This window comes from Lysinibacillus sp. FSL R7-0073, assembly GCF_038009065.1.
GTDB classification, from domain to species: Bacteria; Bacillota; Bacilli; order Bacillales_A; family Planococcaceae; genus Lysinibacillus; species Lysinibacillus fusiformis.
In genome coordinates this window covers 4,148,787-4,161,789 of record NZ_JBBPAS010000001.1, presented here as the reverse complement: position 1 = coordinate 4,161,789, position 13,003 = coordinate 4,148,787, and the positions used below count along the sequence as shown (strand labels likewise).

The 13,003-nt window shown below is 40.2% G+C and carries 11 protein-coding genes; 10 read left to right on the top strand and 1 reads right to left on the bottom strand.

Features of this window, described 5'->3' with window-relative positions:
- Nucleotide 1 precedes the first annotated feature (1 nt).
- From purQ to purD, 7 genes are all read left to right on the top strand, one after another.
- Entirely contained in the window at nt 2-685 is a 684-nt protein-coding gene (purQ, locus tag MKY88_RS20945; protein WP_069482729.1) for a phosphoribosylformylglycinamidine synthase subunit PurQ, read from the top strand.
- On the top strand, nt 672-2,906 hold the full coding sequence (purL, locus tag MKY88_RS20940) for a phosphoribosylformylglycinamidine synthase subunit PurL (RefSeq protein WP_340814612.1): 2,235 nt from the start codon (nt 672-674) through the stop codon (nt 2,904-2,906). The genes purQ and purL overlap by 14 nt, the downstream gene beginning before the upstream one ends.
- On the top strand, nt 2,882-4,306 hold the full coding sequence (purF, locus tag MKY88_RS20935) for an amidophosphoribosyltransferase (protein ID WP_008173665.1): 1,425 nt from the start codon (nt 2,882-2,884) through the stop codon (nt 4,304-4,306). Before purL ends, purF begins: the two co-directional genes overlap by 25 nt.
- A 93-nt stretch (nt 4,307-4,399) precedes the next feature.
- Nucleotides 4,400-5,455, top strand: a complete 1,056-nt coding sequence (gene purM / locus MKY88_RS20930; protein ID WP_069482727.1) for a phosphoribosylformylglycinamidine cyclo-ligase — start codon at nt 4,400-4,402, stop codon at nt 5,453-5,455.
- On the top strand, nt 5,455-6,024 hold the full coding sequence (gene purN / locus MKY88_RS20925) for a phosphoribosylglycinamide formyltransferase (RefSeq protein ID WP_328199973.1): 570 nt from the start codon (nt 5,455-5,457) through the stop codon (nt 6,022-6,024). The genes purM and purN overlap by 1 nt, the downstream gene beginning before the upstream one ends.
- Nucleotides 6,025-6,131: 107 nt before the next feature.
- Nucleotides 6,132-7,658, top strand: coding sequence for a bifunctional phosphoribosylaminoimidazolecarboxamide formyltransferase/IMP cyclohydrolase (purH, locus tag MKY88_RS20920; protein WP_328199975.1), 1,527 nt, complete (start codon nt 6,132-6,134; stop codon nt 7,656-7,658).
- Between the two features lie 73 nt (nt 7,659-7,731).
- Nucleotides 7,732-8,988 (top strand): phosphoribosylamine--glycine ligase, encoded by a 1,257-nt coding sequence (purD, locus tag MKY88_RS20915; RefSeq protein WP_258270001.1) that lies wholly within the window; start codon nt 7,732-7,734, stop codon nt 8,986-8,988.
- Nucleotides 8,989-9,101: 113 nt separating this feature from the next.
- Here purD and MKY88_RS20910 read toward each other — a convergent pair whose 3' ends face one another.
- Complete coding sequence (locus MKY88_RS20910; protein ID WP_328199979.1) at nt 9,102-9,527, bottom strand: hypothetical protein; 426 nt, start codon at nt 9,525-9,527, stop codon at nt 9,102-9,104.
- 199 nt (nt 9,528-9,726) lie between these two features.
- Between MKY88_RS20910 and MKY88_RS20905 the strand changes: the two genes are divergently transcribed.
- From MKY88_RS20905 to MKY88_RS20895, 3 genes are read left to right on the top strand one after another with little or no spacing between them, the layout of a single operon-like run.
- Nucleotides 9,727-11,448: an adenine deaminase C-terminal domain-containing protein gene (locus tag MKY88_RS20905; protein WP_340814610.1), complete on the top strand. Its 1,722-nt coding sequence runs from the start codon at nt 9,727-9,729 to the stop codon at nt 11,446-11,448.
- Between the two features lie 57 nt (nt 11,449-11,505).
- Nucleotides 11,506-12,561: a DUF3048 domain-containing protein gene (locus MKY88_RS20900; RefSeq protein ID WP_340814609.1), complete on the top strand. Its 1,056-nt coding sequence runs from the start codon at nt 11,506-11,508 to the stop codon at nt 12,559-12,561.
- A 15-nt stretch (nt 12,562-12,576) separates the two neighbouring features.
- The gene (locus tag MKY88_RS20895; protein ID WP_004225717.1) at nt 12,577-12,897 is read left to right on the top strand and encodes a YerC/YecD family TrpR-related protein; all 321 of its coding nucleotides are present in this window, start codon (nt 12,577-12,579) and stop codon (nt 12,895-12,897) included.
- The last annotated feature ends 106 nt before the right edge of the window (nt 12,898-13,003 follow it).

Here is a 13,003-nt window from a genome sequence, read left to right as displayed (position 1 = left end):
CATGAAATTCGCAGTACTCGTATTCCCTGGGTCAAACTGTGATATCGATATGTATCATGCGATTAAAGACGAGCTAGGTGAAGAAGTAGAATATGTATGGCATACAGCAACAGATCTAAGTGGCTTTGATGGCGTATTAGTACCTGGAGGATTTTCATATGGAGATTATCTTCGTTGTGGTGCAATGGCTAATCAATCTAACATTATGGCAGAAGTTAAGAAAGCAGCAGACGCTGGTAAACCTGTACTAGGTGTATGTAATGGGTTCCAAATTCTAACAGAAGCAGGGCTATTGCCAGGTGCTTTATTACGCAACACAAACTTGAAATTTATGTGCCGTACAGTGCAGCTAAAAGTGGAAAACAGCAATACATTATTCACAAACCAATACGAGCAAGGTCAAATTATTCATATCCCAATCGCACATGGTGAAGGGAATTACTACTGTGACGAGGAAACATTACAATCACTAAAAGATAATAATCAAATCGTATTCACATACTCAGGTGACAATCCAAACGGTTCTTTAGAAGATATCGCAGGGATTATAAACGAGCGCGGCAATGTATTAGGGATGATGCCACACCCAGAGCGAGCTGTTGATGCACTGGTGGGTGGCGCAGACGGTTTAGCAGTATTTAAATCAATTGTGAAGCAGTGGAGGGAAAATCATGTCAACAACTAAGTTTGAGCCAACAGCACAGCAAATTAAAGATGAAAAGCTATACGCTGGTATGGGGATGTCAGACGAAGAATTTGCATTGGTAGAAGGTATTTTAGAACGTCTACCTAATTGGACAGAGACAGGTCTTTTCTCAGTAATGTGGTCTGAGCACTGCTCATACAAAAATTCAAAACCGGTATTACGTAAATTCCCTACAAAGGGGCCACAAGTTTTACAAGGACCTGGGGAAGGTGCAGGTATTGTTGATATCGGTGATGAACAAGCTGTAGTGTTTAAAATGGAGTCTCATAACCATCCATCTGCAATTGAGCCATACCAAGGGGCTGCTACTGGTGTTGGCGGTATTATCCGTGACGTTTTCTCTATGGGGGCACGTCCAATTGCAATGCTGAACTCATTACGCTTTGGTGAATTAAAATCAGCGCGCGGTAAATATCTATTTGAAGAAGTCGTAGCTGGGATCGCTGGATATGGTAACTGTATCGGTATTCCTACAGTAGGTGGCGAGATTCAATTTGATCCTTGCTATGAAGGCAATCCACTTGTTAATGCGATGTGTGTAGGCTTAATTGATCATAAAGATATTCAACGAGGTATTGCAGCAGGTGTTGGAAATACAGTTATGTACGTGGGTGCGAAAACAGGGCGAGACGGAATTCATGGTGCGACATTTGCTTCTGAAGAATTAACAGAGGAATCAGAAAACCAACGTCCAGCGGTACAAGTAGGGGACCCATTTATGGAGAAACTTTTACTTGAAGCATGTTTAGAAGTTGTAAAATCTGATGCTCTAGTTGGTATTCAAGATATGGGTGCAGCTGGTCTTACTTCTTCTTCAGCAGAAATGGCTTCAAAAGCTGGTTCTGGTGTAGAAATGAATTTAGATTTAGTGCCTCAACGAGAGACAGGTATGACAGCATACGAAATGATGCTATCTGAATCTCAAGAACGTATGCTGTTAGTCGTGAAAAAGGGTCGCGAAGATGAAATTAAGGCGATTTTTGATAAATATGATTTAGATGCGGTAGCAATTGGCCGTGTAACAGATGATAAAATGCTTCGTCTTTTACACAATGGACAAGTAGTGGCAGAAGTACCTGCTGATGCGTTAGCCGAGGATGCACCAGTTTACCATAAACCATCTGCTGAACCTGCTTACTATGCTCAGTTCCAAGCAATTGAAAATACAGAGCCAGCTGTTACAGATTATAAAGAAACATTAAATGCTTTATTAAAAGCACCGACAATTGCTTCGAAAGAATGGGTTTACGATCAGTACGATTATCAGGTTCGTACGTCAACTGTTGTTAAACCAGGTTCAGATGCTGCAGTTATTCGTGTACGTGGTACAAATAAAGGTTTAGCCATGACAACAGACTGCAACTCTCGCTATATTTATTTAGATCCAGAAGTGGGCGGCGCTATTGCAGTGGCTGAAGCAGCTCGTAATATTGTTGCTACTGGTGGTACACCACTTGCAATTACAGACTGCTTAAACTTCGGTAATCCAGAGAAGCCAGAAATCTTCTGGCAAATTGAAAAATCTGCTGATGGTATTTCGGCTGCATGTACAGCATTGAATGCACCAGTAATTGGCGGTAACGTATCGCTTTATAATGAGCGCTCAGGTGAAGCCGTTTATCCAACACCGACAATTGGTATGGTAGGTCTAATTGAAGACTTAGCGCATGTTACAACACAGGGAGTAAAAGCTGCAGGAGATATGGTATTTGTTATTGGTGAAACAACTACTGAGTTCGGTGGTTCAGAGCTTCAAAAATTATTAAATAATGGCGTTATTTCTGGGAAAGCTCCGGCTATCGATCTAGAGATGGAAGCAGCACGTCAGCAGGCTTTATTAAAAGCTATAAAAGCTGGTCTTGTGCAGTCTGCACATGATGTGGCTGAAGGTGGTCTTGCAGTGGCTATTGCAGAAAAAACTTTCAGTGCAAATGGTCTTGGTGTTGAGGTTACATTAACGGGTTCTGCTACAACTGCGTTATTCAGTGAAAGTCAATCACGTTTTGTTGTCACAGTTAAAGAAGAACATGCAGCTACATTTGTCGAAATCATCAAAGATGCTCATAAAATTGGTGTCGTAACAAACGATGCAATTGTTAAAATCAACGGGGACAAAGGTGTGCTTGTAGAAGGTACAGTGGAGGAATTCCGTTCTAATTGGAAAGGAGCAATCCCATGCTTGCTGAACTCAGAGGCTTAAATGAAGAATGTGGAGTGTTTGGTATTTGGGGTAACCCAAATCCAGCACACCTTAGTTATTACGGGCTTCATGCTCTCCAACATCGTGGTCAAGAAGGCGCAGGTATCGTCGTTTCCGATGGTCAGCACCTTCGCGCGGTAAAAGGTGAAGGACTAGTTAATGATGTTTTCAACGAAGATAAATTAAAGGCAGTGAACGGCAAAGCAGCAATTGCCCATGTTCGTTATACAACTGCTGGTGGTGGCGGTATTGAAAATGTACAGCCATTATTATTCCATTCCTCAACTGGTAGCCTTTCCATTGCCCATAACGGTAACTTAGTCAATGCGACGCATCTGAAACAGTATTTAGAGCGACAAGGTAGTATTTTCCACTCTAGCTCTGATACAGAAGTGCTGGCGCATCTTATTAAGAAAAGTTCGCATTCACCATTTCGGGCTAAGGTGAAAAATGCTCTTTCATTATTAAAGGGTGCGTATTCTTGCTTAATTATGACAAAGGATGAAATGCTTGTTGCACGTGATCCACATGGTTTACGCCCGCTCTCTCTTGGAAAGTTAGGAGAAGGCTGGGTAGTAGCTTCTGAAACTTGTGCATTTGATTTAATAGGAGCGGAATTCGTTCGTTCTGTAGAACCAGGTGAGTTATTAATTATTAACGATGAGGGCGTTAAGTCAGACCGCTTTGCTGATATGGAAAAGCGTTCTATGTGTGCGATGGAATATGTATATCTAGCACGTCCTGATTCGGATATTGATGGTATTAATGTTCATATGGCACGTAAACGTATGGGGAAACAGCTTGCTCGTGAATGTGCACATATTGAGGCTGATGTTGTAACAGGGGTACCAGATTCTAGTATTTCAGCTGCCATCGGTTTTGCAGAAGAAAGTGGTATTCCTTACGAACTTGGTCTGATTAAAAATCGTTATGTAGGACGTACTTTTATTCAACCGACACAGGAATTACGCGAACGTGGTGTGAAAATGAAGCTTTCACCAGTTGTTCAAGTTGTCAAAGGTAAACGTGTAGTTATGGTGGACGATTCTATTGTACGCGGAACAACTTCACGTCGAATTGTCAAAATGTTAAAAGACGCTGGGGCAGCAGAGGTTCACGTGGTCATTTCGTCCCCACCTATGACAAATCCTTGTTATTATGGCATTGATACGTCTACACATGAAGAGCTTATTGCTTCTAGTCATAAAGTGGATGAAATTCGTGAAGTAATTGGTGCAGATTCTCTGACATTCCTTTCTGTTGAAGGTATGGTTGAGACCATTGCACGTCCATATGAAGATGAAAACCGTGGACTATGCCTTGCATGCTTTACAGGTAAATATCCAACAGAGATTTTCCCGGATACCATCTTACCACATGAAAAAGAACTTTTACGTTAAGAAAAACATCGCAGTGGATTGTGTCTACTAGAAGATTGAAAAATGAATTCTAGGATACTCGTAGGCGATTTAGATGATAAGGAGGAACTCTGCGTGTCAAAGGCATATGAACAAGCAGGTGTAAATATTGAAGCGGGCTATGAAGCTGTAAAACGAATGAAATCTCATGTTGAACGTACGAACCGTCTAGGTGTCATGGGAACGTTTGGTGGCTTTGGTGGTATGTTTGACTTGTCAGAACTAAACCTAAAAGAACCTGTTCTTATTTCAGGGACTGATGGTGTAGGGACAAAGCTAAAGCTAGCATTCATGGTAGACAAGCACGATACTATTGGTGTGGACTGTGTAGCAATGTGCGTGAATGATATCGTTGCACAAGGAGCGGAGCCGCTATACTTTTTAGATTACGTAGCACTTGGGAAAGCAGAGCCTGCAAAAATTGAGCAAATTGTTAAAGGGGTTGCGGATGGTTGTGTGCAATCTGGTGCAGCTCTAATTGGTGGCGAAACAGCAGAAATGCCAGGTTTATATGAAGAAGATGAATATGATTTAGCTGGCTTTGCAGTGGGGGCTTGTGAAAAGTCTGCCATTGTGACAGGAGAAAGAATTGTCGAGGGCGATATACTTATTGGTATTGCTTCAAGTGGTGTGCATTCAAACGGTTATTCTTTAGTGCGTAAAATTGTCTTTGCAGATCATCAATTTGCGGTGGATGCCATTGTAGAAAACTATGAAGATTTAGGACCAATCGGCGAGGCGCTATTAGTGCCAACAAAGCTTTATGCTAAGCCTGTATTAGCAGCTTTAAAAGCAGCAGATGTACACGGCTGTGCCCACGTTACTGGTGGAGGTTTCTATGAAAATTTGCCACGTATGATGCCTGAAGGATTAGCTACAGAAATTGACTTAGGTTCATGGCCAGTATTACGTATCTTTGAATTCCTAAAAGATAAAGGTCAGTTAGAGGATAAAGATTTATATAATGTGTTTAATATGGGGATCGGTTTTGTCATAGCTGTTCCAGCAGCAGAAGCTGATAAAGTTAAGGAAGCAGTAGAAGCAAATGGTGAAAAGGCTTATACAATCGGGCGTGTTATTAAAGGCGACGGAGTAGTGTTTAATGGAACACATGATGGGAGCTTAGTGTAATGACTGCACCAACAAAAATTGCCGTGTTCGCATCAGGAAGCGGTAGTAATTTTCAAGCCATTCAAGAGGCTATTGAACGTGGGGAACTGCATGCAAAGGTTGAGCTAGTTGTGACTGATAAGCCCGGTGCATATGTAGTGACACGTGCTGAACACTTTGAAATTCCAGTGTTAGCCTTGAACCCGAAAGATTTTGCCTCGAAAGCAGCTTACGAGACAGCAATTGTCAATGCTCTACATGAGTACGATGTGAAATGGATTGTGCTTGCAGGATATATGCGTTTAATCAGTGATGTATTATTAGCGGCGTTTCCACAGAGAATTGTTAATATTCATCCTTCCTTATTACCAGCCTTTCCTGGGAAAAATGCTATCGGACAAGCATTGAATCATGGGGTGAAAATAACGGGCGTAACGGTGCATTTTGTTGATGAAGGAATGGATACTGGCCCAATTATTGCACAGGCTGCTGTATCTGTCATTGAAGGAAATCGAGAGGCAACAGAAGCTGCGATTCATAAGCAAGAACATTTATTATATACAAAGGCTTTACAGCAATTATTACAATAACTGAAGGAGGAGTTAGGTCGAGAACCTTACTCAACACCTAACTCTATAAATCTTTGACAGCAAGTTAGTTCGTGCAAGAGCACGATAAAAATTAGGAGGATATTGTTGTGACAAAACGTGCATTAATCAGTGTTTCCAATAAAGATGGTATTTTAGAATTTGCAAAGGAATTAGTAGCATTAGGTTATGAAATTTTATCAACTGGCGGTACTAAAAAAATGCTACAGGACAATGCAGTAGCTGTAACAGCAGTAGATGAAGTAACGAAGTTTCCTGAAATTTTAGATGGCCGTGTTAAAACATTAAATCCAATGATTCACGGTGGTTTATTAGGGAAATTTGATGATGACTCTCATCAGGCACAAATGAATGAGCATGGAATTGAGCCAATAGAAATTGTTTGTGTTAATCTTTATCCATTCGTTGAAACAATTTCAAAGCCTAATGTAACATGGGATGATGCAATTGAAAACATTGATATCGGTGGCCCTACAATGTTACGATCCGCTGCAAAAAACCATCAATATGTAACAGTCATCGTAGACAGCAATGACTATGCAATAGTATTAGAGGAACTAAAAGCTGATGGTGCCACAACAATTGAGACACGTCGTAAATTGGCTGCAAAGGTTTTCCGTCACACAGCCGCCTATGATTCGTATATCTCGAACTATTTGACAGAAGAAGAGTTCCCAGAGAGCTTAACAATGACGTATGAATTAAAGCAGAACCTACGCTATGGTGAAAATCCACACCAAAAAGCGGCATTTTATCAAAAACGTCTTGGCTCTGATTTCTCATTAGCTTATGCAACGCAATTACATGGTAAAGAGTTATCCTATAACAATATTCAAGATGGGAATGCAGCTTTGCAAATCGTGAAAGAGTTTGAAATACCAGCTGCAGTAGCTGTAAAGCATATGAATCCTTGTGGAGTTGGAACCGGTGTCACACTAGAGGGAGCATTTGATAAAGCGTATGAAGCAGATCCAACGTCTATTTTTGGTGGAATTATCGCTCTTAATATGGAAGTGGATGCAGCAACTGCTGAGAAGCTAAGTCATATTTTCCTAGAAATTATTATTGCTCCTGCTTTCTCACAAGAGGCACTCGATATTTTAACGAAAAAGAAGAATATTCGCCTATTAACAATTCCGTTCGAGCAAGCTAAGCAAGATCAGTTTAATGTAGTATCTGTAGAGGGCGGTCTTCTTGTACAGGAACCAGATCGCTATGGTTTTGCAAATGCACAGATAAAGGTAGTAACAGATCGTGAACCAACAAAACAGGAATGGGAAGCATTGCAACTTGGTTGGTCTGTTGTTAAGCATGTTAAATCAAATGCGATTGTTGTAACGGATTCTCAAATGACACTAGGTGTAGGCGCTGGTCAAATGAACCGCGTTGGTGCTGCTAAAATTGCCTTTGAGCAAGCTGGTGAAAAAGCAAAAGGAGCTGCATTGGCATCAGATGCATTTTTCCCAATGAGTGATACTGTTGAGGCTGCAGCCGCAGCTGGTATTACAGCTATTATTCAGCCAGGTGGATCAATTAAAGATCAGGATTCAATCGATAAAGCGAATGAATATGGTATTACTATGGTATTTACTGGCGTTCGCCATTTTAAACACTAATTAATATTGACACAAAACAGACCGAGATGTGGGTTCATCTCGGTCTTACTCACAAATAGGAGGATTCTCTAAAATGAATGTATTAGTAATCGGAAGTGGTGGTCGTGAGCATGCTATCGCTAGACAATTTAGCATTTCTCCAACCGTTAACCAAGTATTTGTAGCACCTGGAAATGACGGAATGCGAGGCGAGGTAGAGGTTGTTAGTATTGACACAATGGATTTTGCTGGACTTGCCCAATTTGCCAAGGAAAATGATATTGCTTTAACATTTGTCGGCCCAGAGCAACCACTTGCTGAAGGCATTGTCGATTTCTTTACAGCTCGTGGATTACGTATTTTTGGTCCGACAAAGACGGCTGCTCAAATAGAGAGTAGTAAGTCATATGCAAAAGAAGTGATGAATAAATACAATATACCAACAGCAGCCCATAAAACATTTACTGAAGCAGAACAAGCTATTGCCTATATTAAAGAACAGGGCATACCCATTGTTATTAAAGCGGATGGCTTAGCAGCTGGTAAGGGTGTTGTTGTGGCCATGACAGAGAAAGAAGCCATTGAAGCTGTACAAGATATGATTGGCAATCAACGCTTTGGTGAATCATCTTCTCGCGTTGTCATCGAAGAATTTTTAGACGGGGAAGAATTCTCCTTTATGTCCTTTGTGCATAAAGGACAAATTTATCCTATGGTGATTGCACAGGACCATAAACGTGCGTATGACGGTGATAAAGGACCTAATACAGGTGGGATGGGTGCCTACTCACCAGTACCACAAATATCACAAGAAGTTGTAGATATTGCTTACCAAACGATTGTTGAGCCAACTGTTAAAGGGATGGAGGCGGATGGCGCTTCCTTTACAGGTATTTTATATGCAGGCTTAATTTTAACGGAGAAGGGCCCTCTGGTTATTGAGTTTAATGCACGTTTTGGTGATCCAGAAACACAAGTAGTTTTACCTCGAATGGTTTCCGATTTTGGTGCATTTATGATGGCATTGATGAACGAGCAGCCATTTGATTTGCAATGGTCAGAAGATACTATGCTAGGCGTCGTCATTGCAGCTGAAGGATATCCAGGCGATGTTGAAAAAGGCAAAGCATTACCGAATTTAGAGGAACTATCAAAGTCATATGCTGTATTCCATGCAGGTACAAAATTAGTGGATGGACAATTTGTTGGGAATGGTGGTCGTGTCCTGTTAGTTGGAGCTAAAGCGCCTACTTTACAGGAAGCACAGGAAAAAGTATACGATGGCATTGCTAAAGAAACATGGGATCACTTTTTCTTCCGTCAAGATATTGGCTGGCGTACATTCAAATAATCATTATTTTCACTAAAATTTAAAATATTTTTACTCCTCTTATGAAACCTCTTAAAGTTTCAAACGTAAGAGGTAAGAGCCGTCTCCAAATTAGATTGGGACGGCTCCTTTGACTAAGAAGGGTTTTGAGCATTATTCGATGTAGAATTGCTCCTTGTTGAGGAATTTTGGGTTGAAGCGCTGGTATCAGATTGCTTTGAAGCGGTAGCTTGTGAACCTGAAGTATTGCCAGCTATTGCAGAAGAGAAATCCTTCATGAGCTTATCGATTTGCTCAGAAGACATAGAATTTTGCCCACTGAACATACTTTGCATAGAGGTATTCATGGCATTTTGCATATTAGTGCTCATGAGAGCCTTGGTAGGACAATATTTAAAGAGTCCTTCTGCCATTTTCATGGCTCCTAATGCAATCATCAATCGACCTTTTGTACAATTAGGATTTCTTGAAACTTTAGCGATACCAAATGCTGTCAAACTTGTACCCATGGCAAAACGACAAAATGCATTTTTTTCGCTTAAATTTGCTTGCTGCATCATAATACTTCCTCCTTTAGTCATTGTGGAAAAAATAAGCGAGGTGCACTTTGCTTTATGAAAGTGCTGTGTTACGATTGAAACAAGATGATTGCATAAAGCATAAATTTTATGAAAGTATGCGATATGCAATAGTAGTATGTGATTCCAAATTGGTTTTACACAATGAAAAATTACGTAATTTTAGGAAGGAGCGAATAGCATGGATCCAGTATGGAAAATTACAAAAATACGTCAGCAATTAGCAGTAATTGATGGAAAAAAGGCACCTGATATTGTGTTGAAAAATGCAAGGTATTTGCATAGTATGCTGAAACAGTGGATAGTAGGGAACATTTGGATTTTAGGGGACCGCATTGTCTATGCTGGTGACAGAATGCCTCCTTTAATAGAAGGAACAGAAGTAGTGGATTGTACAGGAAAAACAATTGTACCAGGCTATATTGAGCCACATGTGCATCCTTTCCAGTTGTATCATCCACAATCCTTTGCAGATTTTTGTGGTCAGCTAGGGACAACGACTTTTATTTCCGATAATTTAAGTTTTGTTTTAAATTTAGAAAATAAGAAAGCGTTTTCAATTTTAGATCATTTGAAAAAGTTACCGTTTTCTTTTTATTGGTGGACTCGCTTTGATTCGCAAACCGAATTGGAGCAGGAGGAAGAGGTATTCTCTAACACATCTATATTAGAATGGTTAGAGCGAAGCGATGTTTTGCTTGGTGGGGAGTTGACAGGCTGGCCTAAGCTGTTACATGGGGACGATCAAATGCTGTATCGCATGCAAATGGCAAAGGGACTAGGTAAAAAAATCGAAGGTCATTTCCCAGGAGCCTCAGAGAGAACTTTAGCTCGTATGAAACTTCTTGGTGCAGATGGCGATCATGAAGCGATGACAGTGGAAGAAGTGGAACGTCGTATAATGCAAGGCTATGCTGTTACATTACGTCATTCATCCATTCGACCAGATTTACCGCATCTATTAAAAGGAATCGTAGAAAAAGAGCTTCCGATTTTTGATCATCTAATGATGACAACAGATGGTTCACCACCTTCGTTCCATGAGGATGGAGTGATGGATAAATGCATTCAAGTAGCCTTAGATGCAGGAGTTTCTCCAATTGATGCCTACCAAATGGCTTCGTATAATGTCGCACGCTATTATAATATGTCCAATTTACATGGTTTTATCGCGACAGGCCGCTTTGCCTCACTAAATATTTTACAAGATGAATATCATCCTGTACCAGAAAGTGTCCTATCAAAAGGTGTTTGGCTAAAACGTGATGGAGAACGTGTTCATAGACTGGCAACAATTGATTATTCTGCTATCCCTGCGTTCAATTTAGATTTTTCATTAGACTCACAAGATTTCCAGTTTTCAATGCCTTTTGGAATTGAGCTTGTGAATGATGTCATTACAAAACCGTATAATTCATTAATTACTAGAGAAGGGCAACTGGCTGATCACGATGAGTGCTATTTAATGTTAATAAACCGACAAGGTCACTGGCATGTTAATACAATGATTAAAGGATTTGCAACAGGTGTTCAAGGCTTTGCATCGTCCTACTCAAACACAGGCGATATTTTATTAATCGGAAAAAATAAAGAAGATATGATCACAGCCTTCGAAGAAATGAAGGCCATGAATGGTGGTATCGTCCTTGTAGAAAAAGGGGAAGTCATAGCAGATATACCATTATCCATTGGTGGACTTTTATATGATGGGGATGTATTGACGCTAACAGAGAAAGAAAAAGCTTTAAAGCAAGCTTTAGCTGATCGTGGGTATCAATTAGGTGATGCTATTTACACACTATTATTTTTACAGTCCACTCATTTACCATATATTCGTATAACACCAAAAGGGATTTTCGATGTGATGAAGAATAAGTTATTATTACCTGCTGTTATGCGCTAATGTATGAAAGTGTAAACAGTTACTTTCATATATAATGTTCAAAGGAGAGTAATGCTTGTGTTCAAATCAAGGAAGTTATTAATGGCTATGGCATTTAGCGCTTTAGTGATCGGAGGATGCTCGAAGGATACACCAAAGGTCAAAGAAGAAGATGAGACTGTAGCACAGGAAGAAACCGTGGTGGATGATCAAGTGCAGCAACCAGCATTCGTAGCCCCGCTTACAGGAGAGGCAATACAAGAAGAAATAACCCAGCGGCCTATTATCGTGACGATTAATAATCATCCAGCCGCCCGCCCGCAATCAGGGTTAGCTGCAGCTGATATCATTTATGAGATGCTGGCAGAAGGTAATGTGACTCGCTTTTTAGCAGTTTATCAAAGTGAGCTACCTGAAAATATAGGACCTGTTCGTAGTGCACGCTCCTATTTTATCGATATGGCAAAAGGATTCGATGCCTTTTATGTAGCTCATGGTTATAGTCCAGAGGCGAAAACTATGCTCGATAATCGAGTAGTCGACAATATCAATGGAATGGCTTATGATGGTATACTTTTTAAACGTTCAAGTGAACGAGTTGCTCCGCACAATTCATATATTACATCAGAAAAGATAATAAAAGGTGCTGAAATGGTAGGCGCTTCAATGAATTACAGTGAAAAAGTACTTCAGGCTTTTTATGAAGCCGATGAACGTGGTAAAATAGGCGTTGAAACAAGTCAAGTTGACATTTACTACGGAAATAATGAAGATTTCCACAATTCGTATGTGTATGATCATCAAAGTAATCACTATGAACGACAATCGGCTGGCGTGGACACAAAAGATATGTTAACCGGCGAAGCATTAACATTGGCAAATGTTCTATTTTTTGAAATGGATCACCAAATAGTTGATGATATTGGCCGCCAAACAATTGATTTAACTTCTGGTGGAAATGCGTATGTATTTCAAAATGGCTATTTGAGGGAAGTCAAATGGGCTAATGTGAATGGAATACCAACGGCTGTTGAGCAATCAGGGGAGCCTGTAAAGCTAGTACCAGGAAAGTCTTGGGTCCATTTTGTACCATCTTCACCAGGGTTACAAGCAATGGTGAAAACGCAGCCTTAAAGGGAGGAAAATTGCATGCAAATCGAAAAAATTCGAGGGCATCAAACAGATCAATTATTTAAAGCAGTGTTAGAGCTGAAAGACATCGAAGAATGCTATAAGTTTTTTGATGATTTATGTACGATTAGTGAAATTCAATCGTTGGCACAACGCTTTGAGGTTGCACATTTATTGCGTTTAAAGAAAACCTATGAATCCATTAAAAAGGAAACGGGTGCAAGTACTGCAACGATTTCACGTGTTCGTCGTTGCTTTGATTATGGAAACGATACATATGATGAAATGCTAGGTCGTTTGTATCCTGATGAGAAACCGTTTCAAGCACCAAAAGAATAGTTGAAAATGAGACTGGGTAGAAGTTCTACTCAGTCTTTTTCATTTTTTTGTCGTCCATCATAAGCTATACTTGTAAACGAATAGATAGAAAACGATAGGTGGTAAA